Consider the following 23,194-nt stretch of genomic DNA (forward strand, 5'->3'; position numbering starts at 1 on the left):
GGCTGGGGTGACGGGGTGTCTGGGGACACTTCCCGCGCCACGTCGCGCGCAGGGGTCCGACGTTGCTCGAAGTCGTGCATGGCGGTCGACCACTGATCGGCGCTGCGTGCCATCGTCGTGTTCATCGACGCGACCACGGGCACCTCGCTGCGCCTCTCCGGCTGGCCAATGGGTGCCTCGACTATCGCGAGGGTGCTGCCGTCTTTGCCCAGTTCGATGCGGTCGATGCGCTGAAGGCCGTCCGCCCGGGCGGCGACGACGAGGGCGGCGCTGAGGTTGTCGCTGCGCTGGTCGGGCGTTCGGTTGAATTGGCGGTCGAGGTCGTACACGTGCGCCTGCGCACTCAGGTACAGGGCGCGATCGGGGTGGCTCGGGTCGTCGAGTCGGATGACCGGTACGACGGCGGGTGGGGATGTCGGCGCAGGCAGGGGTGCAGCCGGCACTTCGACGGTTCGCGCTACCTCGGCGGCTTCCGGCAGTGGCGGCGGCGCCCTGGTGACGTGCGGGGTGACACTCTGCCAGTCGAACCGGTTCGCCAGCGCCGAGTCCACCGGCTCGGCGTCGCGACAGATATCGACGATCCTGCAATTTGCCAGCTCGTCGCGGAGATCGCGCTGGCCGTCCTTGTCCATGCGCAAGCCGAAGGCCGCGGTGACGCCGCTGGCCTGGAAGATGGTGAACTGTGCCGGATCTTGGGGCACCTCACGATGCTTGAACAGCGGCCGGTCGGTCAGCGCATTGAGGTAATCGGCCATGCCGTTGAAGGCTAGCGATTCGAGCCCCGCCTCGTCATTGCCACCACCGATGTTCGAATGTCCGCCGGGGAGAGTGGCGCTCAGGAAGCGCCCATCGTCGGACCAGTCTGGGTCGAGAATGGTCTGATGCGGGAACAACTCGCGTTGTTCGTCACGCGCGATCTGCGAGAAGCCGGACAGCACGGACTTGGGCAGGCGTGCGTCGTAGTTCTTCGGGAGGTTGGTGCCGACCGGATCGAATAATCCGACGGCTTGGGCCACTTCGCCCGGCGGAATGAGGGTGCGCGGCGAACTCACCGTAAGATTACCGTGCGCGTCGCGGCCGAATTTCAGGCCTTCGGGATGGACAATGCCAAAGGTATCGACAAGACGCGACAACCCAGGAACGAGGACGGCGCCGCGGCTGTAGCCGACACCGACGACGCGAATCTGTGCCTGCGGGTCCTGGCGCTTCCATTGCTCTGCCGCCACAGCGAGATCCCAATAGACTTTCTGTATCTTGTCGTCCCACGTATAAGGGAAGGCACCGTCGATGGCACGGGTCAGCGGATTTTTCTGCGTGCCGATGCCCTCGGCGTAGCCGACGCTGATTCGATTACTTGGTATATCCGCAATCTCATCGGCTCGCTTCTTCAACTCACCGATGTTTGTCAATAATCGATCATTGTAGGCACTCTGGCCGGTGCCATCGAACAACGCGATGAACAGGTATTCGTGCGGCCGGTTGTGATGTTGCAACACCGGTACGGTCTGCTTCGCCTGCTGTTCTCGCATCCGCTCGTAGGCATCAAGATCGCGCTCGCTCGCGGGGCGGGTGATTCCGCCCGAAAGAAGTTGTCCCATGAATCACACTCCGTGTGTCTAGTAACGATACGTTTTGGCGAGAATCGGTTCGTAGCGAGAATCGCTATAGGGGTTGCCAGGGGTCTGGAAGTGCCTGGTTGGGATATAGGTGCGCATGTAGACCCGAATCGTTCTGTCGTTTATCTCCAGGAGAATCTGCGGGTCACCGGAGAGCTTTCCATTAGCGAGGTCGGCCACTTCCTCACGAGGTACGTTGTGTCTGGCGACTTCATCATGAAAGATCGCGCCGATGTCGATATGAGCCTGATGTTCCGTACCGTCCATGGAGCGCCACGTGACTTCCGCCGGTTCCGGGAAATTGGCGATGCCGACGTGGCCGCCGAGAAGGTGGTCGAGGTACTTAGGACCATACGCGGATGAAGGTGGCGTCGGTTTGTCACGGATCGACCAAGCGCGCGCATACCAGACCTTGCACATCTGTGTGCTGTAACAGACCACCCTGAAGGTATGCTCCTTGAACTTCAACGGCCATTCGGGCGGTTGAAGGTTGAATTCAGCGCGCACCGCGGGGTCGATATGGCGCTCTTTGCCCAGCGTCGGTGCGGATGACGCGCAAGCGGCAACTCCGGCGGCGCCCACGGCGACGAGCGCCGCCATGGCAAGTTCGCGAGGTTTCATGTCTTCCCGATCCTCCTCAGGTTTCTGATGGGGAGCAGTGCGTGACGGTGGCCCCAGCTCGCGCCTCACCTGCTCGTTGATGATTGCCACGTCGCGCAATAGCTGCATGTCATGAAGCGGGTCGCGAGTGGATAACTTGTGTACAGGGATGAGCGATGAAGGACGCGCGCCTTCCTCACCGAAGTCGTCTTCCGTTGGCATGGTTTTCTCCATTGAGCCGATCTGATCGGCAGGTCACCTACGCAGCCGCCGTGCTGTGTGCGCGTCGCGACAATGCAGACCTTATTCGCCTACCCTTGGGCTGACCCGCGGCAACGATTGCCGTACTGATGTCAGGCTCCTGAGTCCGAACGATGGCTGCCGGCGGCATGCTTGCCGAGTGTTGGAAAACCTTGTCCTTGAAGAACCAGTTCTTCCGTGCCCGGATCGGCTTGCAACCTTCGTAGAAGATCAGCTCGTCGTCCGCAGGAAGTTCCTTGATTTCCTGCGGCAACAGCAGCGCACGGCGTTCCTCGATATGGCTGGTCGAGACCTGCCGGCCGCTGCCGCCTTGGCTGGTGCTGCGTTGCTGCTTCCGTACGGTGCGATAGCCAAGCATCTCGCTGTACGCGTTTGCATCGGCCTGTTCGCGCGGCGCGAACACGATCTGCGCGCCATGGTTGGTGATGAAGTTCTGTGCGTCGTTTTCGCCGTAGGTCCCGCTCAGCTGGGCGCGACTCTGGACGATGCAGAGGTCGCGCACGCCATAGCTGGCCGCGATGGAGATGCGCTTGGCCCAGACGTCCACTCGGCCCATGGCGGTGAACTCATCCATGAGCATCAGCATCTGGTACTTCAGGTCGGGCTCTTCGCCCAGCTGCTTGTCGAGGTTGTTGCCGATCACCGTGCTGAAGAAGATGTTCAGCAGCTTGCTGCTCTCGTCGAGCTTGTTCGTCGGGATGTTGACGTAGAGGGTGGTTGGCTTCTTGCGGAAGCTGCGGATGTCGATGTCCGTCGCGTTGGTCGCCGCCGCCAGGATCGGGCTGAGGAACTGCTGCAGGGGCGCCTGCATCGCGGCGATCACTGAGGAGAAAGTTTCCTCGGCCAGCCCGGCGAGGTTGGCGAATACCGTGCGGGTCTGCGGGCTGAGGCGCCCCGGCGTGGTGTCCTTCAGGAGGGTGCTTAGCATTTCCCGGGTGGTCTCTCCGTCGCTGCCGCTGGAGAAGCGCAAGATGCTCTCGAAGCTGGGGAAATCCTCCAAGGTGTTGACCAGGGATGGATTGGCGCCGGCGCTGCCCGGATGCTTCCCGTCCCAGGCCTCGAACATGTACGAGGCGAAAGCGGTGAACGCCGCTCGGGCTTGCGTCGTCCAGAAGGGATCGGCCCCGGGCTGGTCCGGGTAGAGGATGGCGGCGATGGTCTGCAACTCGCCGATGCGCTTCGCGGGCGCCATGCCGGCGAGCAAGGTCATCGGGTTGAAGCGATGCGTATGCCCGTGCTCGTCGTAGGGCGCCCATACCAGGATCTCCTGGCCCATCGCCTTGCGTTGTCCGCTGGTGGCCTTGTACAGCTCGCCCTTGAGATCGAGCACGACGATCGAATGTTCATAGGTCAACAGGACCGGGATCGCGAGGCTGGTCGTCTTGCCGGAACGGGTGGGGCTGACGGCGATGACGTGCTGGGCACCGCCAAGCCAGAGGTAGCGACCCTTGTACTTGCCGATCAGGATGCTTTCCGGTTTGCGGACCAGAAGGCCGGCCTTCTTCATGTCGGTCAGGGTGGCGAAGCGGGCGTCGCCATGCGTCGGTGCCGCGGCCGACCTGTGCTTGAGAAGCTTGGCCCACGTCGCACAACAGGCCAGGAGGGGCAGCGCACAGCCCGCGGCGATCCCCGCCTTGATGCGCCATGCATACGGTGCCACGCGCGGTTGATCGAGCGCGTGGTAATACCGCCAAGCGTTGTCCCACCGCACGGGCTGCCCGTCGAGGCCGAGGAACAGGTTGACGGCGTAGGCCGAGCCGTAAGCCGCGGCAATGGTTGCGGCGAGGGGAGTAACGATGGCGACGGCCGCCTTCCATGAGCGCATGAGCGTGTTCCTTGCGAATTGGGCAAGGATGCTCAAATAAGTTGGTTGGCGTGGCAATAACCGGTTGCTGACTAGCGCTGTAAGCCGCGCTATGTCGGGCTTTCGTCGATCGCCTGCGACGGGTGCGGTTCGTCCGGCGCTTCAGATGTTTCCGAAAGCCGTGGTTTTCGTCAGTGCCCGCGTCGCGCGGAGTACCGAGCCAGTTCGGCAAGCCACTCGCCGCGTTCACCTAGCGGCCCGACGGCGTCCAGCGCTTCCTCCACGAGGTTCTCCAGTCGCGTGCGGGACGCTTCCAGTCCGATGATCGAAGGGAAGGTGGGTTTGTCGGCGGCGGCATCCTTGCCGGCGGTCTTGCCGATCACAGCCGATTCGCCCTCGACATCGAGGATGTCGTCGCGAACCTGGAAGGCGAGGCCCACAGCATGGCCGTAACGGTCGAGCCGTTCGAGCATGTCCGTGTCGTTACAACCGGCGGCGAGCGCACCGAGGCGCACGGATGCGCGGATCAGCGCACCCGTCTTGTAGGCGTGCATGCGCTCGAGTTCGTCGAGCGTGAGTTTCTTGCCGACGCCGGCGAGGTCGAAGGCCTGGCCGCCCGCCATGCCTTCGGCACCGCATGCCGCACCCAGGGCGCGTAGCATGGCGATGCGCTGGCGCGCGTCGTCGTCACCGGGCGCCGTGGCGAGGATCTCGAAGGCCAGCGCCTGCAAGGCATCGCCGGCGAGGATCGCCATGGCTTCGCCGAACACGATGTGGCAGGTCGGCCTCCCACGGCGCAAGGCGTCGTCGTCCATCGCCGGCAGGTCGTCGTGCACCAGCGAATAGGCGTGGATGATTTCCACGGCACACGCCGGTGCATCGAGGATCGGTCCGTCGCAGCCGAGGGCGTGGCCCGCGGCGTAGACGAAGAGTGGCCGCAAGCGCTTGCCGCCGCCGAGGACGGCGTAGCGCATGGCCCGGTGCAGGTCGGTGGGCGGCAGATGTTCGCCGGGGAGGACGCGTGCGAGCGCGTCGTCCGCCCGGCCGACCAGCGCCCGGAGCGGCGCCGGCAGGTCAGTCGATGCGTGTGTCAAAGGGTTCGGCGGTATCGGGAGCTTCGGGGTCGAGCAGCAGGCGCACGCGCAGTTCCGCTTGCTCCAGCGCCTTCTGGCAGTGCCGGTAGAGACCGATGCCGCGCTCGAACGATTTCAGGGACTCGTCGAGGCTTAGCTCCCCGCCTTCCATGCGCGTGACCAGTTGCTCGAGTTCGTCCAGCGAATGCTCGAATTCGGCGATCGACGACGCGGGCGCGGGGGTGTCTGGGGCTTTCGGCATGGCCGCAAAGCTAGCTCACACGGGCGTTTCAATCAATCGTCGCGATGCCACACGAGCCTGCCGCCGGCTGCCTCGAACAGCGCTTTCCCTTCGTCGCTCAGCCACTTGTCGGCCACCGCGATGAGGCGATCACCCGCTTCCACCAAAGGCATGCGCGGGCGCACCCAGGGTGGCACGCCGGCTTGCTGGAACAGGTCGCGGAGCTCCCGGGTGTGGCGGTCGCCGTGCGGTCGCAACACTTCGCCGCCCCGGCGATAGCGCACGGTCACGGGCGCGTCCAGGCGGCCGGCAGAGAGCGCGAGCGAACCACCGCCGGGCAGCGCCAGGGCCTCGCCCCACCACGGTGCCGACCAGCCTTCGTCGAAGTCTGCGCGCCGCCGCATCGCCCATAGACGCCCACGCCACACACGCACCTCGGTATCCGCCCAGCCGACGAGCGGCAGGCGCTCGGCCGCAGCCTCGCGGACCTGGCGCTCGAGTACGTCGCGTTGTGCCGTGGTCGGGGCGGACAGGCCCGCCGCATGCAGCCAGTGGTCGAGCAGCGGCGACCGCCAGGCCGGCGGCAGCGCGAGCCACCCGGCCGCATCCAGCGTCCCGCGCTCGTCGGCGAGTCGGCCACAGGCGTCCAGCCATCCATCGCGCAAGGCCTCTGCGGCCTCGCCGCACAGGCGGGCACTGTGCGCGATGCTGGTCGCCGCCTGCGGCCATTGCGCGAGGAGTGCGGGAAGAACCGTGCCGCGCAGGTAGCCGCGCGCGATGCGCGGGTCGTCGTTGGAAGGGTCGTGGACTGTGTCGAGGTCGAACGCGGCGACGTGGTCGAGCAGCGTGCCGCGCGGCAGGTCGAGCAGGGGGCGCCAAAGCCACCCGGCGCCGAGAGGGCGGCACGCACGCATGCCGGCGAGGCCTTCCGGACCGGCGCCGCGCAGCAGTTTCAGCAGCACGGTTTCCACCTGGTCGTCCCGATGGTGCGCCACGACCAGCCGCTCTCCGGGTCTGAGCGCGGCGGCGAACGCCGCGTACCGTGCGCGCCGCGCCGCTGCCTCGACGCCTTCGCCGCGGGTGAGGTCGACGGCAACGCGGATCGCTTCGAAAGGGACCTCCAGCGAGTCGCAGAACCGCCGGCAGTGCAGTGCCCAGACGCCGCTCTCGGCGTGCAGGCCGTGATCAATGTGCAAGGCACGCAACGGTGGCCGCGGTGCGCGTGTCGCAAGGGCGTGCAGCAGCGCGGTGGAATCGGGTCCGCCGCTGTAGGCGACGACCAGCGGAACCTCACCGTCCGCTTCCAGGACACGGTCGAGATGGGCGGAAAGATCCGGGCTCATTTGGTCCGCGGTTTGCTGCGGACGTAGGGATGCTTGCCATTGCCGATCTGGCGTTCTTCGACGTCGAACAGGCCGATGGCGTTGATCAGTCCACTGAACTTCGAATAGCCGTAGTCGCGCGAGTCGAAATCGGGGGACCGCTTGTTGACGATGCTGCCGACCGCTCCCAGCGAAGCCCAGCCGTTCTCGTCGGACGCGGCATCGACGGCGTTGCGCAGGAGATTGGTGAGCTTCGTATCGCCACGCAATTCGCTCGGCGATTTCTTCGCCTTTGGCTCTTCCGGCTCGCTTTCCACGGTGCCCACCAGGCGATCCGTGTAGATGAACTTGTCGCAGGCGGAAACGAATGCTTGTGGCGTCTTGCGTTCGCCGAACCCGTAAACGATAAGGCCCGCTTCGCGGATGCGCGAGGCGAGCCGGGTGAAGTCGCTGTCGCTGGAAACGATGCAGAAGCCGTCGAACCGGTTGGCGTAGAGCAGATCCATCGCATCGATGATCATCGCCGAGTCCGTGGCGTTCTTGCCGCTGGTATAGGCGAACTGCTGCATTGGCTGGATGGAATGCTCCAGCAGCGCCGCCTTCCAGCTACCGAGGTTGGGCCCGGTCCAGTCACCATAGATCCGCTTCACGTGTGCGGTGCCGTACTTCGCGACCTCCGCGAGCAGCCCGTCGACGATCTTCGCCCGTGCGTTATCGGCATCGATCAGCACGGCGAGCTTGGCGGTGACGTCGTTAGCCATGACAGCTCCGGGAATGCGGAAGTCCCGTCATGTTAACCCGGATTTTTCGTGCGGAGGTTTCAGCCTTCGCTGAAGGCACCATAGCCGCGCAGGCGGTGGTAGCGCTTCTCGAGCAGTTCGTCGATCGACAGCGCTTCGAGCTCGTCCAGCTGGTTCAGCAGCACGGCCTTGAGGCGAATCGCCATGGACTGCGGATTGCGATGCGCGCCGCCAAGCGGCTCGCGCACGATCTTGTCGATGAGGCCGTTCTCGAGGAGGCGCGGCGCGGTGAGGCCCATGACCTCGGCCGCGTCCTTCGCCTTGTCCGCGCTCTTCCACAGGATGGACGCGCAACCCTCGGGCGTGATGACCGAATACGTGGAGTACTGGAGCATGAGCGTGCGATCGCCTACGCCGATGGCCAGTGCGCCGCCGGAGCCGCCTTCACCGGTAACCGTGCAGATGATAGGGACCCGCAGCTCGGCCATTTCGAGCAGGTTGCGCGCGATGGCTTCGGACTGGCCGCGTTCCTCGGCATTGATGCCGGGCCATGCGCCGGCCGTATCGATGAACGTGAATACGGGGATGCCGAACCGTTCCGCCATTTTGAACAGGCGCAGCGCCTTGCGGTAACCCTCGGGGCGGGGCATGCCGAAGTTGCGCTTCACCTTGGACTTGGTGTCGCGGCCCTTCTGGTGGCCGACGATCATGATCGAACGGCCGTTGATCCGCGCGAGGCCGCCCACGATGGCCTGGTCGTCCGCGAACATGCGGTCGCCCTTCAGTTCGTGGAATTCCTCGCACATGCCCTGGATGTAATCCAGCGTATACGGGCGCGCGGGGTGGCGAGACACCTGGCTGACCTGCCACGGCGTGAGGTTGCGGAAGATCTCGGCGGTCTTGACCTTCAGCTTCTCGCGGAGCCGGCCCACTTCCTCGTCGATGTTGAACGCCTGCCCGCTGCTGGCGTGGCGCAGTTCTTCGATCTTGGCTTCCAGTTCGGCGATGGGTTGTTCGAAATCGAGGAAGTTGGGATTCATGAAGTCGCGTGATCCGGGCAAGACCGTTGATTATACCGAGTGGCGGGCTGGCGGGGTGTGCGGGCGGGTATGGACGCCGAGGGACAGGCCTAAATAGCTGAAACGATAAGACCGGCAGGCAGTTCTGGCCCCTGCTGCGCCATGCCTTGACACCGGTGTCAGTCCCGTTTCACCCTGATGACCAATCCGGTGCGGGGGCACTTGGATGGGGTGGTTCACCCATGGGGCCAATAGGGCGGGGGAAATCGGGGGATGGACTTTCTTGCGGGCGATATCGGCGGCACGAACGGCCACGTCGCGCTCGTGCGCCTCGCCACCGACGGGCGGCCGGGCGGCATCGAGACGCTCGCCTACCGGGTGTTCACGTGCGCCGATTTTCCCTCGCTCGCCGCGCTGCTCCAGGCATTCATCGCGGCCGAGGTACGCGTCCCGGTCTCGCACTGTGTGCTGGCATGCGCCGGCCAGGCGATGGGCGGCGAAGTGGTGAACGACAACCTTGCCTGGCCCGTCCGGGCCGACACCCTGCGCGCCACGCTCGGCCTGGCCGAGGTCGCGCTTCTCAATGACTTCGAAGCCCTGGCCTATGCCATCGAGGGACCACTGGCGGCCAGCGGCAGGCATCTGTGCGGTCCGTCCGTCCGTGGCCTGGGGCCGTCGCTGGTGGTCGGCCCGGGTACCGGCCTGGGCGCGGCCGTGCATGTGCCCGGGTCGCCCCACGCGGCGGTCTTCGCGACGGAAGCCGGCCAGATGGATTTCGCGCCCCACTCGCTTCGCGAGCGCGAGGTGCTGGCGTGGCTTGCGCCGGAAGGCGGTTACGTGCCGGTCGAACGCATCGTCTCGGGGCCTGGGCTGCTGACCCTTTATGAGGCGCTGTGCGGTATCGACGGCGAAGCACCGGCGCTGGCGACACCACGGGCGGTCACTGCCGCGGCCGCGGCGCAGGCCGATCCGCACGCGGTGGAGGCAGTAGAACTGTTCTGCGGGGCGCTCGGCAGTTTCACGGGCAATCTCGCCATGACGACCATGCCTACCGGTGGGATTTTCCTGGCCGGCGGCTTCCTGTCCTCCATGTTCGACCTGCTCGCGCGCAGCGCCTTCGAAGAACGCTTCCTGCACGGTCGCAGTGTGCGGGCCTTGCTGGCCGAGGTGCCGGTATGGGTCACCGAGCATGGCTGTCACGGCGTGCAGGGGGCCGCCCGCTGGTACATGCACCACCGTGCGCCGTCCGGTGCGGTATCCATCGCGGGAGCAACCGCATGAACCGGTGTTTCTCCCTTGTGTGCGCGGCGATCGCCACGGGTGTGCTCGCGACGGGCGCTTTCGCCGCATCCGCGCCCGTCTCGAATTGGTCGCTGCTGCCCATGCCCGCCACGGTGAGGCCGGCCGCTGCCGGCGCGGCCGATATCCGCAACGGTGCGGGAGTCGCCGTGCGCGGAACCTCCGACGCCGCCATGGCGGCGGTCGTCGACAACTTCATGCAGCGCGTCGCGAGCGTGCGCGGCCTGACGATGCGCAAGGTCGCCGGCGGCGAGCCGGCAGCGGTGACTTTCGATGTTCGCTCCGACGCACCGGTCGTGGGCGAGGAAGGCTATGCGATAGCCGTGGGCGAGCAGGGCATCGTCGTCACCGCGCGCACGCCGCGCGGCGCGTTCTACGGAAGCGTGACGGTATGGCAGTTGCTGACGCAGCCGGGCTGGACGCGTGGCGAACCCGCGCGCGTGGCCTATGGCAGCATCGACGACCACCCGCGCTTCGCATGGCGCGCCGTGCTGCTCGACTCCAGCAGACATTACCAGACCGCCGACGAGATCAAGCAGTTGATCGACGGGATGTCGCTCGACAAGCTCAACGTGCTCGTGTGGCACATCACCGATGACCAGGGCTGGCGCCTGCCCGTGCCGAACTATCCCGAGCTGTCCACGAAAGGTGCCTGCCGCGACGCCGTGGGCAACGACAGCGAAGTATCGGGTGGCCCGGCCAAGCCCTATTGCAAGGTCTACACGGCCGCCGAGATCGGCGACATCGTGCGGTATGCCGCCGCGCGCTACGTCGAGATCGTGCCGGAGATCGATCTCCCGGGGCATTCGCAGGCCGCCATCGCCGCCTATCCGTGGCTCGGCGTGACGGGCAGGCGTCCACCCGTGTGGACCGACTGGGGCGTGAGCCCATGGCTCCTCAATCCGAATGCGAAGACCCTGCGCTTCGTGACCGACGTGATGGACGAGACCATGCGCCTGTTTCCTTCGCGCCACATCTCCATCGGCGGCGACGAAGCAGACAAGCAGCAGTGGAACGCGTCGCCCGAGGTCAACGCGCAGATGAAGGCGCTGAAGCTGGCCAACATGGACGAGTTGCAGGGCTGGTTCATGCAGCAGGTGGCCACGTATCTCGTCGAGCACGGTAGAACCCCGGTGGGCTGGGACGACGAGGTGGCCGCGGGCGTCGCACTTCCGCGGGAACAGGTGGTGATGTCCTGGCATGGCGATCACGACGAGCGCGTGGCGCTTGCCGCGCTGCGCCAGGGCCATGACGTGGTCATGACGCCACAGGAATCGTTGTACTTCGACCACCGGCAATCCGGAAACGTGGACGAATGGGCCGGACCGCCGCCCGAGGTCACGCTGCGCCAGGCCTATGACACGCAGCTGATACCCCCGGGCACCAGCGCGGACGAAGCGAGACATATCGTTGGCGTGCAGGCAGGCCTCTGGTCCGAGCAGTTGTTGACGTTTGCGCACGTGCAGCATGCCGCCTTCCCGCGCATTGCCGCGCTGGCGGAGTTGGGGTGGTCGCCGCCGGCCGCCCACGACTGGAAGGGCTTCCTGGCGCGCCTCCCCGGCGAAATAGGGCGTTACCGTGCACTGGGTATCGCCGCCGCGGACAGCGCGTTCGCACCGACGTTCGAGGTATCGCACCCGGCCGGCGGGACATTCCGCGCCGTGCTGGCGAACCAGGTCCACGCTGGCGACATCCGTTACACCATCGACGGTACGGAACCTGTAGCGAGCTCCGCGGCGTATACGAAGCCCCTTGCGTTGCCGGCGGGAACCACGTTGCGGGCAGCCACGTTCGCCAGCGACGGCAGCCTGCTTGCCACGTCCCGTTCGACCGTGCTGGACGAAGCCACGCTGCTGAGCCGCGACAGCTCCGCGCTGGAGACCTGCTCGGGCGAGCCGCCATCGCGTCTGCAGGGTGCCGCACCGGCGCATGGCCCGAGCCCCGTCTACGCGGTCGAGATCGGCAACGCCTGCTGGATATGGCCGGCGGTGAACATGCATGGCGTCACCCGTGTCGCCGTGACGGCCGAAAAGCTGCCCTGGCGCTACGGCGACGAAGCCCGCGGGGCCGTGGTGCGCGCCGGCACCGGTAAGGGCGACACCATCGAGGTCCACGCCAACGGCTGCGACGGTCCGCGCCTGGCGATGCTGCCCTTTGGCAGCGCCATGCCGCCGGGCGGGTTGGTGCGGCGGGAGGCGAGCCTTCCGGCACCTGTCGCTGCGGACGTACATGCCTTGTGTGTCTTCGCAACGGGCGACCCACGCAAAGGGCAGTGGGCGGTCGGAAAGATTTCGTTCTTGAAGTAAGGCGGTGCGCCTTCGGGCGCGGCCGGGCAGTACGCGTTCCCGACAGGCAACAGTCACGAGGTCACGGCTCATGTCCACAGCACTTCGCAAGCATCCCTTGTCGTTCGCCATCGCGGTGACCCTGCTGGCCGTCGCTTCGGCGTCGGCGGGCGCCCAGGACGGGCAAACCGCCTCGGCGGCTACCCCGCAAACCACGCCACCCCCTGCCGCCGCGAAAAAAGGAGGCGGCACGGGCAAGCAGGGCGATGCGGCACAGGGCGCCGTCGATCTGTCCGGCGTCACGGTTACCGGTGTTCGCGCTTCGCAGATGAAGGCGATCGACGTGAAGCGCGATGCCGACAAGATCCAGGACAGCATCACCGCCGAAAACATCGGCGCACTGCCCGATACCACGATCACCGACTCGCTTCAGCGCATCACCGGCGTACAGATCAATCGCGACGCGGGTGTGGGCACGTCGGTGGACGTGCGCGGCTTGCCGCAGGTGGGCACCATGCTCAACGGCGAGGTGTTCATCACCGCGGACCAGATCGATTCCCAGCAGCCCGACTTCAGCATGCTGCCGTCGACGCTGTTCCATGGCGCGGACGTGGTCAAGTCGTCTACCGCCAACGAAACCGATGCGGGCATCAGTGGTGCGATCGACCTGCACACCTATCGCCCCTGGGACCTGCCTTCCGGTTTCACGTACAGCTATTCGGCCAATGGTGAGCGCGGCTCGACCACGAAGCATACGGGACCGGAGGCGAACGGCCTCTTTTCCTACAACGACAACGGCCGCTGGGGATTCCTGCTGTCGGGCGATTATTCCGATACGCGGCGCATGAACTCCAGCGAAGGCCTGGATCAGTATGGCGCGGTGCTCAACGGCGAGAACGCCACCAGCGCCGGTGGCTACAACGGTTTCCTCACGCCGTGGAACGGTGCGCCCATCCCATCGCAGATCGTGCAGAACGCCGATGGCAGCGTGGACGTGAACGGCGACGGCAAGTCGAACGGCGTCTTCCTGGGCAGCCAGAATTTCGGCATCAACCGGATCGTGACCCAGCGCCAGCGGAAGTCGGGCAATGCGTCCTTCCAGTTCGACATCGGCAACGGCTTCAGCCTGACGAGCGATTACTTCTATTCGCAGCAGCACCAGTTCGACCGGAACGTCGGTGTCCAGTTCAACTCCACCAACTGGCAGGGCGCGACGTACGTGCCGCTGCAGTCGCGGGATACCGGGCGGCCGGCGCTCGGCTCATACGGCACGCCGGAGCCGGGTTGGGAGGGGTCGAACATCTACACCACGCAGGTCTACAGGAAGTGGCCGGGCGACGTGGAGTCGTATTCGTCGATGATCCGCAAGTTCTCCGTGGCGAAGAACCTGAACCTGCAGCTGGACTACGATAACGGCGGCCCCTTCACCGGCTCGCTCCGCGGCATCCACGACACGGCGTCGCAATCGCTGCAGGAAACCGACGTCAACATCTCCGATTCCGACGGTGCCCTCTGGCCCAACGTGCTGCAGGACGGCGTGCCAGACGACGCGGTGCCGCCCGGGACGATGGTCTATCCCGCCGAACTGGGAGGCAACCGGGTCTTCAATCCCACGGGCATCCCGCAGAACACCATTCCCATCGTCGCGGACTTCCGCGGCCGGTACCTCAAGGTCAGCACGCCGGCCGAGCTGGCGGCGGCGTTCGCCAATCCCGCCGCCTGGACGATGAAGACGCTCGAATCGTCCGGCAACTACGACCGCAAGGTGGCCCTCAACGCCCTGCGGTTCGACGGCAAGTTCGAGTTCAACGATGGCTTCAAGCTCGAGTTCGGCGTGCGCAACAGTATCCGCGATGCCGGCAACAAGGGCTGGACGTTCGAGACGCCGGTGTACGCCGGAATGGGCGCGAGCGACCCGAACGGCTGCCTGGTGCGCTACGTCGGTGCCGACGTGGTGTTGAACAGCGGATCGTGCACCGCCGGCAACGACCAGGGCTACTTCCGCGCCGGCCCGCTGTCGGCCATCTCCATGCCGAATACCGCGGCGCCGCTTGCGAACAACTTCAAGGCGTATCACAACCTGCTTGGCTCCGGTATCGACTTCTGGGCGATCGACCCCGATGCCATGAAGAACCCGGAGGCGTACTGGAAGTCGCTGTACCCCAATACTGTGCGGGTGGCGGAACCCGGTACCACGTGGGGCGTGCGGCTCAAGGAATTGTCGAGTTACCTGCAGGGCGACTTCAACGGCATGATCGGCGACATGCCCTATAGCGGGAACGTGGGTGTACGCCTCATCCGCAGCAACCTCGACGTGACGCAGCACCTCAGCGGTGACCCGGGCGCGTACGGCGACGAGCCGGAGGACGTGGGCAGGGACATCACCAAGCGCTCGTACCAGGACGTGCTGCCTTCGGCCAACTTCGCCCTGGACGTGACGGACAGCCTCAAGTTTCGCCTGGCGTATTCGAAGAACATGATGCCGCTGGACCTCAGTACCTGGGGCGGCGGTTTGCAGTTGAATTACTCATTGGCCGAGACGCCTGATGGCCCCGTGTTCCGTGTGGCCAATGGCACGTCGTCCGGCAATCCGAAACTCGACCCCTGGCGTTCGACCAACTTCGGCGCCTCGGCGGAGTGGTACATCAACCCCACCAGCATGGTCAGCCTCGCGCTGTTCCGCATCAACGTGGACAGCTTCATCAAGAACGGCAGCGTCACCAACTGCACGCTGCCCGATGAGGACGGCGTGGTGCGCAACCACTGCATCGTGATCACCGAGCCCGTGCAGGGCACGGGCAACAGCATCAAGGGTGCGGAGTTCGACTACCGCCAGGGCTTCACCTTCCTCCCCGGCATCCTCTCGAAGACGGGCATGGAACTCAACGCCACGTACGCGCCCAGCAACTCCGGCGAGAAGGACCTTGCGGGCAAGAAGATCCCGTTCCAGGACAACTCGACGAAATCGGGCAACGTCATCCTCTGGTACCAGGACGACCGCTTCCAGGCACGCGTGGCATACAACTACCGCTCGAAGCGCGCTGTATCCGATAGCGTCGGCGGCATCACCGGTCTGGAGATGTACGAAGCCCCGCAGGAATACATCGACGCATCCATCTCGTACAAGTTCGCCAAGCAGCTGGAAGTGTTCCTCAACGGCACGAACCTGACCAACGAATACCAGCGCTACTACCTGACCTGGAAGGACCAGCCCGGGCACTCGACGTTCTCCGAGCGCATGTTCATGTTCGGCATCCGTGGCCAGTGGTAGGGGAACCCATGAGCGAGCGTCACTTCCACCGGTCCATCGGCGTCTTCTCGGGCACCGCCATCAACATGACGCAGATGTGCGGGATCGGTCCGTTCATCACCATCCCGCTGATGGTGGCGGCGATGGGCGGCCCGCAGGCCATCGTAGGGTGGATCGTGGGTGCGTTGCTGGCCATGGCGGATGGACTGGTGTGGGCGGAGCTGGGCGCGGCCATGCCGGGTTCCGGCGGTACCTACGTGTACCTCCGGAGGGCTTTCCAGGCGCGTACGGGCAAGCTCATGCCGTTCCTCTTCATCTGGACGATGCTGCTCGCCATACCCTTGCTGATGTCCACGGGCATCATTGGCATGGTCGAATACCTGGGGTTCTTCTTCCCGGACATGGGCTGGTGGACCGCACGCATCGTCGGAGTTGCGGCAACGGCGCTCGTGACGTGGCTGCTTTATCGCCGGATCGAATCAGTGCGAGTCATCACCATCGCCCTGTGGGTCATCATGCTCGTCTCGATCGTCGGCGTGGCGGCAGCCGGGTTCTCGCACTTCGATGCCGGGCTGGCATTCGCCTTCCCACCGGGTGCCTTCGGTCCGCGCTTCTTCGTCGGGCTCGGGGCGGGCCTCATCATCGGCGTCTACGATTACCTGGGCTACAACACCACGGCCTATATCGGTGACGAACTGCGCGATCCCGGCCGCACCATGCCGCGCACCATCATCATCTCGATCACCGCGATGATGGTGATTTATCTCCTTCTCAATATCAGCGTGCTCGGCGTGGCGCCGTGGCGCGAGATCGCCGTGTCCAAATCGGTGGCGTCGCTGGTAGTGGAGCGCAGCTGGGGCCATGCCGCCGCCGAGGTGATGACGGCCCTCATCATAGTCACGGCGCTGGCCTCGGTGTTCACCGGCCTGCTCGGCGGCTCGCGCGTGCCGTTCGAGGCGGCGCGGGACAAGGTTTTCCTCTCGACCTTCGGGCGGCTTCATGCGAAGCATGGCTTTCCCCATATCGCCTTGCTGACCATGGGCACGGTCACGGCCGTCGGCACCTTTTTCGACCTGACCGAAGTCATCAACATGCTGCTGACGGCGACGATCCTGGTGCAGTCGATCGCACAGATCGTGGCCCTCGTCGTCCTGCGCCGCCGGGAGCCGCAGCTTCACCGGCCCTACAGGCAGTGGCTCTACCCGGTGCCTTGCATCGTGGCGCTCGTGGGCTGGGTGTACGTGTACGTGTCCGCGTCGCCCCTCTCGCTGCTGCTGTCGGGCGCATGGATCGCCGCCGGCCTCGTGGTTTTCACGCTTTGGGCCCGGGTGAACGCAGCGTGGCCCTTCGGGCCGACCGAGATTCCATCCACCGCCGCCCCGGAGCTTTGACGCCATGCCATCTGCAGTGCGGACCGTCCTTGCAGCAGTCATCGCCGTGAACCTGGCATCCGCTCCTGCGGCGATGGCAGGTACCACCTACACCGACACGCGCGTTGCCGCGGACGCCGGCACCGTCAGCGCCATCGGCCACTGGCTGATCCAGGACACCGCGAAAGCGCAGCACGATGGCGCGGCGATTTCCAAGAGTGGCTTTGCCGCGAAGGACTGGTATCCGGTCACCGGCCGGGCCACGGTCATGGCGGGGCTGCTGGAGAACGACGTCTTCAAGTTCGACGTGTTCCATGGCGACAATCTACGCGCCGTGCAGGTACCCGACGCCAGCGGCAACCTGTTCGTGACGCCGTGGTGGTACCGGGCGGGCTTCGAACTGACGAAGGCAGAGGGAACACGGCACGTCCTGTTGCGCACGCACGGCATCATCGCCGCCGCGGACGCATGGGTGAACGGACAGAAGGTCGCCGACCACGCCGATCTCGCCGGGGCGTATCCCGAGCACGACATCGATGTGACGCGATGGGTGCACGCCGGCGCCAACGCCGTGGCCTTGAAGGTGTACCCCGGCGACCCGCGGATGAGCCTTTCCATCGGCTGGGTCGACTGGAATCCCACGCCGCCTGACAACAACATGGGCCCGTGGCGTGGCGTGGACATCGTCCAGACCGGCCCCGTGGCACTGAGTTCGCCGCACGTCGCCCCGACCTTGTCCGCGGACTTCGCCCAGGCGACCCTGGCCGTGACCGTCACCGCGACGAATCTGGATACGGTGGCCCACGAAGCCACGGTCGCTGGCACGGTCGCCGACAAGCCGGTGCGGCAGACGGTCCGTCTCGGCCCAGGGGAGGCGAAGGTCGTATCGCTCGCGTCCGGCTCCGCGCCGGCCGTGACGCTGGACCATCCCAAGGTGTGGTGGCCCATCGGCATGGGCGAACACCCTTTGTACCGGATGGCGGTGACCGCGACGGTCGACGGCACGCCCTCGGACCGCGCGGCGACGAATTTCGGCGTGCGCCGTGTCGAGTCCACGCTCACTCGCCAGGGCTATCGCCAGTTCATCGTCAATGGCCAGCCCTTGCTGATACGGGGCGGCGGCTGGGCACCCGATATGTTCCTGCGCGACGATCCGGCACGCATGGAGGCCGAATTCAGCTACGTGGTGAACCTCGGCATCAACACCATCCGCAGCGAAGGCAAACTGGAGAACGAACGCTTCTACGACCTTGCCGACCGTAACGGCATCCTCGTCCTGCCCGGCTGGGAGTGCTGCGACAAGTGGGAAGCCGCCGCGCAGACGGGTGGCGAGCCCTGGACCGACGCCGACATGCGCGTGGCGCAGGCATCGATGACCACCGAGGCGCGCCTGTTGCGCAATCATCCGTCCGTGATCGGCTTCTACATCGGCAGCGACCACGCGCCGCCGCCTGCGCTTGCGAAGATGTACACGGATACGCTCCGTGCCGAAGGATGGTCGTTGCCCGTCATTTCCGCGGCCGTGGACGTGACGACGGCGGAAGCCGGCCCCTCGGGCATGAAGATGGCGGGCCCGTACGACTGGATCCCGCCGTCGTACTGGTACGCGGACAAACTCGGCGCGGCGTTCGGCTTCGATTCGGAAGTCAGCGCCGGGGCGGTCATCCCGCGACTGGAGGACGTGCAGCGCATGCTGTCTCCGCAGGAACAGGAAGCGTTGTGGAAGTACCCGGAGGCCCGGCAATACCATGCCTCGGCCGACTGGTCGACATTCGCCGTGCTCACGCCGTTCGACACCGCGTTGGCGAAGCGCTACGGCGCACCCACTGGCCTCGCCGACTATGTGGCGAAGGCCCAGCTGGACAACTACGACAATGTGCGCGCGCAGTTCGAAGCCTTCAATGCGCGCATGGGTGCGGCGAACCCTGCCACGGGCGTCATCTACTGGATGCTCAACAACGCGTGGCCGTCGCTTCACTGGCACCTGTACGACTACTACCTGAACCCGGCCGGTGCATACTACGGCGCAAAGAAAGCGAACGAGCCGCTGCACATCCAGTACTCGTACGATTCGCGTTCCATCGTGGTGGTGAACCACACGCTGGAGCAACGCAACGGCCTGCAGGCTTCGGTAAAGGTGCGCAACCTCGACGGCAGCGTGCGCTACGAAAAGCAGGTGCAGCGCATCGATCTGGCCGGTAATCACTCGCAGGCGGTGCTCGAGCTACCCTCGGTCGCGGATTTGTCCACGGTGTATTTCGTGGAACTGACACTGGCCGCCGCCGACGGAAAACCCGTGAGCCGTAACGTGTACTGGCTGTCCACGCGCGAGGACAAGCTCGACTGGCCGAAATCGAACTGGTACCTGACGCCGGTCGTCCAGTACGGCGATTTCACCGCACTGGCATCGTTGCCGAAAGCGGCACGCGAGGTCCATGCCTCGACCGTGCGGGACGGCGACGCGGAGGTCACCACGGTGACGCTTTCCATTCCGTCATCGTCGCCAGCGGCCGCGGTACAGGAACACCTGGCGATACGTCGGGCCGGAGGCGAGCTTGCGCTGCCCGTGACGTGGTCTGACAATGACGTCACGCTCTGGCCCGGCGAATCCGTCGTGCTCACGGCGCGCTATCCTGCGCAGGGCACGGCCGGTACGGTGGTCGAGGTGTCCGGTTGGAATACTCCCGCGGAGCGAGTGGCCGCGGGAGTCACCCAGGGAACCAAGCATTGAAGAGGCCTTCATGTCGCGCGTGACCATCAACGATGTGGCTCGTGCGTCCGATACATCCAAGAAGACCGTCTCACGCGTGCTCAACCAGGAACCGGGCGTGCGCAAGGAAGTGCGCGAACGTGTGATGGCGGCCGTCGCCGAACTGAACTACCGTCCGCTCACGTCGGCGCGAAGCCTGGCTACCAATCGCTCCTTCATGATCGGGCTGCTGTACGACAACCTGTCGCCCAGCTACATCATGGAGGTGCAGGCCGGCGTGCAGGAGGCATGCGAGGCGCAGCAGTACAGCATGATGGTGCAGCCCCTGGACTCCAAGGCGCGGGATTTCATGGAACGGGTCGAGGGTATCCTGTGGCGGCACCGTCCCGATGGCCTGATCCTCACGCCGCCCATCACGGACCACCCGGCACTGCTCGCGCACCTGCGCAGCACGGGGCTGCCTTTCGCCTCCATCGCGCCGCGCAAGGCGAAGGGCATCGCCGGCGTCATCCTGCAGGAGCGCGAGGCCGCGGCTGCGATGGTCGACCACCTGGTCGCGCTGGGACACCGCCGCATCGCGCATATCATCGGCGATCCGAAGCATGGCGCGGGCGTGTGGCGCCTCGCGGGCTACCGCGACGGACTGAAACGCGCCGGACTGGAGGAACGTGCCGACTACATGGTGCAGGGCCAGTTCTCCTTCGAATCCGGGGTGGAGGCAGCCCGCCAGCTGCTACGGCTGAAGGAGCGGCCCACGGCAATCTTCGCGGCCGACGACGACATGGCCGTCGGTGCGATTTGGGCCGCCGCCGAGGCGGGCGTGATGGTCCCTGCCGAAGTGTCCATCTGCGGCTTCGACGACACGACGATCGCGACGCAGGTGTGGCCCCTGCTCACCACCGTGCACCAGCCGGTGCGCGACATGGGCAAGCGGGCCACGGAGGAACTTCTGCTCGGGCTCCTTGGCAAGGGCGAGCCCCGCATGGTCGAGGTCGACTACCAAATGCGCCTGCGTGCATCGACGGCGCCAGCACCCCCCTAGAGGAAACACCGTATGTCCGAGCGCCGGTTCCATTTCATCTCGGGCCTGCCGCGCGCGGGCACCACGTTGCTTGCGGCCATCCTGAACCAGAATCCGCGCTTTCGCGCCGGCATGACCAGTCCTGTGGCCGACATCATGGGTGTCGTGGTGGCCGAGGCCAGCAGCAAGAACGACTTCGCCTTCGACGTCACGGACGCGCAGCGGGTGGCCATGCTGCGGGGCCTGGTGGAGAACTTCTATTCCGTCGATACCCGCGCGGAAGCGGTGTTCGACATGAGCCGCCTGTGGTGCAGCCGCATGGGTCTGCTCGCCACCCTGTTCCCGGAGGTGAAAGTCATTGCCTGCGTGCGCCAGCTGGCCTGGGTGCTCGACAGCATGGAGCGGCTGGTTCTGAAGCAACCGGTGAGCGTCAGCAAGGTGTTTCGCTTCGACACCAACACGACGGTGTATTCGCGCGTCGAGGCGCTGACGGACCCGCGCGGCATGGTCGGTTTCGCGTACCAGGCAACGAAGGAAGCCTTCTACGGGGAATGGGCACGCGATCACCTGTTGCTGCTGACCTACGAGAGCCTGGTGCGCGATCCCGAAGCGGCCATGCGCGCGGTGTACCGGTTCCTGGGTGAGCCCTGGTTTGCGCATGACTTCGACGACATCGCGTACAGCGCCGACGAATTCGATGCGCGGGTGGGCATGCCGGGGTTGCACGCCGTCCGCGCGAAGGTCGAGGCCGTCGAGCGCGCGCCCGTGCTGCCCCTGGAGGTCTTCGGCCGCTTCGCCAACGAGGCGTTCTGGGCCGATCCGAAGAACAACCTCCGCCAGGTGCCCATCGTCTGACCATGATCGAGCCGCATGGTGGTGTGCTCAAGGACCTGTACCTGCCCGAAGCGGAGGCGCTCGGCGCGAGGCACGCCTCCGGCGCGCTGCCCGGCGTGCGGCTGGAACACCGGCATCTATGCGATCTGGAGCTGCTTCTCGACGGCGCGTTCTCGCCGCTCGAAGGGTTCATGGCGGAGGCGGATTACGAGGCCGTCGTCGCTGGCCTCCGCCTGGCGGACGGCACCCTCTGGCCCATGCCAATCGTGCTCGACGTCTCCGCAGATACCGCGGCGTCGTTATCGATAGGGCAGGACGTCGTGCTGCGCGACGTCCAGGGCACGGCGCTGGCGCTGCTCACCCTGTCCGACATCTTCCGCCCGGACAAGGCGCGGGAAGCGTTCCAGGTCTACGGTACGCGAGACCCGCTGCACCCCGGGGTTGCCGATCTTCTACGCCGGGGCGAGGTCTGCCTTGGCGGTCGCGTTCGCGGCCTGCAGCGGCCGGCCCACCACGATTTCACCGACCTGCGTGCTTCCCCGCGCGAGATGCGCGCGTGGCTCGCCGATCAGGGGTGGGATCGCATCGTGGCTTTCCAGACACGCAACCCGTTGCACCGTGCGCACGTGGAGCTCACGCGGCGAGCGATGGAGGCGGTCGGCGGCAGACTCCTGCTGCATCCCGTCGTCGGGCGTACGCGGGACGGCGACGTCGATACGTACACCCGCGTCCGTTGCTACCGTGCGTTGCTGGGGCATTACCCCGAGAACGCGGTGAAGCTGTCGGTGTTGCCGCTCGCCATGCGCATGGCCGGCCCGCGCGAAGCGCTCTGGCACGCCATCATCCGGAAGAACTTCGGTGCGAATTTCTTCATCGTCGGGCGCGATCACGCCGGTCCGGGCAAGGACGCATCGGGACGGCCGTACTACGAGCCATTGGCGGCGCAGGCCCTGGTCCAGGCCCATGCCGACGAGCTGGGCATCGGTGTGCTCCCGTTCGCGCCAATGGTCTATGCGCCGGGCCGGCAGGCGTATGTCTCCACCGACGAACTCCACGCGGGCGAAGCCGTGAGCGACATCTCCGGCACCGAGTTGCGCAAACACTTGCGCGATGGCAGCGCCATCCCGGCGTGGTTCACCTATCCGGAAGTGGAAGCGATCCTCCGGCAGCGTTTCCCTCGCCCCGAGAACCGGGGGTGCGCCGTCTTTTTCACCGGCCTTTCCGGCGCCGGCAAGTCGACCATCGCCCAGGCGCTCATGGCCGCCGTCCTTGAAAACACAGGAAGGCAGGTCAGCATGCTCGATGGCGACGAGATACGTAAGACCTTGTCGGCGGGACTTGGCTTTTCGCGCGCTGACCGCTCCGCGAACGTTCTCAGGATCGCTTACGTCGCATCGGAAATCGTCCGCCACGGCGGCATCGCCATCTGCGCGCCGATCGCTCCCTACGCCCAGGACCGGGCAGCCGCCCGCGCGCTGGTCGAAGCGCATGGCGATTTCATCGAAGTGCATGTGAGTACCGCCCTCGACGTGTGCGAAGCACGCGATACCAAGGGGCTCTATGCGCAGGCGCGCTCGGGTGCGCTCAAGCAATTCACCGGCATCAGCGATCCTTACGAAGTGCCTGCCGCGCCCGATCTTCGCCTGGACGGTGCAGAGCAGACGCCGGCGTACCTCGCGGCGCAGATCGTCGCCGTACTTCGCGAGCGTCAACTGATCGCCTAGCTTTGTAGGAAAGGCACTTGCCTCG

General features: G+C 65.8%; 16 protein-coding genes. 8 read left to right on the top strand and 8 right to left on the bottom strand.

Annotation, left to right across the window (positions count from 1 at the left end; all coding sequences use genetic code 11):
• The 8 genes from ACPYOD_RS08610 to ACPYOD_RS08645 all read right to left on the bottom strand — a co-directional run.
• Positions 1–1,598, bottom strand: a 1,598-nt coding sequence (locus ACPYOD_RS08610) for an XVIPCD domain-containing protein (protein WP_481301325.1), incomplete at its 3' end; no start/stop codon positions are given.
• 18 nt (positions 1,599–1,616) lie between these two features.
• Positions 1,617–2,438, bottom strand: coding sequence for a hypothetical protein (locus ACPYOD_RS08615; RefSeq protein WP_481301326.1), 822 nt, complete (start codon positions 2,436–2,438; stop codon positions 1,617–1,619).
• A gap of 37 nt (positions 2,439–2,475) precedes the next feature.
• Positions 2,476–4,302 carry a type IV secretory system conjugative DNA transfer family protein gene (locus ACPYOD_RS08620; RefSeq protein WP_481301327.1) on the bottom strand — a complete coding sequence of 609 codons (1,827 nt, stop codon included), beginning with the start codon at positions 4,300–4,302 and terminating at the stop codon, positions 2,476–2,478.
• Between the two features lie 170 nt (positions 4,303–4,472).
• Positions 4,473–5,375, bottom strand: a complete 903-nt coding sequence (ispA, locus tag ACPYOD_RS08625; RefSeq protein WP_481301328.1) for a (2E,6E)-farnesyl diphosphate synthase — start codon at positions 5,373–5,375, stop codon at positions 4,473–4,475.
• Positions 5,356–5,616 (bottom strand): exodeoxyribonuclease VII small subunit, encoded by a 261-nt coding sequence (locus tag ACPYOD_RS08630; RefSeq protein WP_481301329.1) that lies wholly within the window; start codon positions 5,614–5,616, stop codon positions 5,356–5,358. The genes ispA and ACPYOD_RS08630 overlap by 20 nt, the downstream gene beginning before the upstream one ends.
• Positions 5,617–5,648: 32 nt before the next feature.
• Positions 5,649–6,938 carry a tRNA lysidine(34) synthetase TilS gene (gene tilS, locus ACPYOD_RS08635; RefSeq protein ID WP_481301330.1) on the bottom strand — a complete coding sequence of 430 codons (1,290 nt, stop codon included), beginning with the start codon at positions 6,936–6,938 and terminating at the stop codon, positions 5,649–5,651.
• On the bottom strand, positions 6,935–7,678 hold the full coding sequence (locus ACPYOD_RS08640; protein ID WP_481301331.1) for an NYN domain-containing protein: 744 nt from the start codon (positions 7,676–7,678) through the stop codon (positions 6,935–6,937). The genes tilS and ACPYOD_RS08640 overlap by 4 nt, the downstream gene beginning before the upstream one ends.
• A 59-nt stretch (positions 7,679–7,737) precedes the next feature.
• Complete coding sequence (locus ACPYOD_RS08645; protein ID WP_481301332.1) at positions 7,738–8,697, bottom strand: acetyl-CoA carboxylase carboxyltransferase subunit alpha; 960 nt, start codon at positions 8,695–8,697, stop codon at positions 7,738–7,740.
• 252 nt (positions 8,698–8,949) lie between these two features.
• On the opposite strand from ACPYOD_RS08645, the gene ACPYOD_RS08650 reads away from it, so the two are divergent.
• The 8 genes from ACPYOD_RS08650 (at position 8,950) to ACPYOD_RS08685 (ending at position 23,169) form a co-directional block, all read left to right on the top strand.
• Entirely contained in the window at positions 8,950–9,957 is a 1,008-nt protein-coding gene (locus ACPYOD_RS08650; protein ID WP_481301333.1) for a glucokinase, read from the top strand.
• Positions 9,954–12,281, top strand: a complete 2,328-nt coding sequence (locus ACPYOD_RS08655; protein WP_481301334.1) for a beta-N-acetylhexosaminidase — start codon at positions 9,954–9,956, stop codon at positions 12,279–12,281. Before ACPYOD_RS08650 ends, ACPYOD_RS08655 begins: the two co-directional genes overlap by 4 nt.
• Before the next feature lie 70 nt (positions 12,282–12,351).
• The gene (locus ACPYOD_RS08660; protein ID WP_481301335.1) at positions 12,352–15,531 is read left to right on the top strand and encodes a TonB-dependent receptor; all 3,180 of its coding nucleotides are present in this window, start codon (positions 12,352–12,354) and stop codon (positions 15,529–15,531) included.
• An 8-nt stretch (positions 15,532–15,539) separates the two neighbouring features.
• Positions 15,540–16,901: an APC family permease gene (locus ACPYOD_RS08665; protein ID WP_481301336.1), complete on the top strand. Its 1,362-nt coding sequence runs from the start codon at positions 15,540–15,542 to the stop codon at positions 16,899–16,901.
• A 4-nt stretch (positions 16,902–16,905) separates the two neighbouring features.
• Positions 16,906–19,611 (top strand): glycosyl hydrolase 2 galactose-binding domain-containing protein, encoded by a 2,706-nt coding sequence (locus ACPYOD_RS08670; protein ID WP_481301337.1) that lies wholly within the window; start codon positions 16,906–16,908, stop codon positions 19,609–19,611.
• Positions 19,612–19,621: 10 nt separating this feature from the next.
• Positions 19,622–20,632 (top strand): LacI family DNA-binding transcriptional regulator, encoded by a 1,011-nt coding sequence (locus tag ACPYOD_RS08675; RefSeq protein ID WP_481301338.1) that lies wholly within the window; start codon positions 19,622–19,624, stop codon positions 20,630–20,632.
• A gap of 12 nt (positions 20,633–20,644) precedes the next feature.
• The gene (locus ACPYOD_RS08680) at positions 20,645–21,466 is read left to right on the top strand and encodes a sulfotransferase family protein (protein WP_481301339.1); all 822 of its coding nucleotides are present in this window, start codon (positions 20,645–20,647) and stop codon (positions 21,464–21,466) included.
• 2 nt (positions 21,467–21,468) lie between these two features.
• Positions 21,469–23,169, top strand: coding sequence for a bifunctional sulfate adenylyltransferase/adenylylsulfate kinase (locus ACPYOD_RS08685; RefSeq protein ID WP_481301340.1), 1,701 nt, complete (start codon positions 21,469–21,471; stop codon positions 23,167–23,169).
• Positions 23,170–23,194: the final 25 nt, after the last annotated feature.

Source organism: Luteibacter sp. HAY1-4A, from assembly GCF_056755355.1.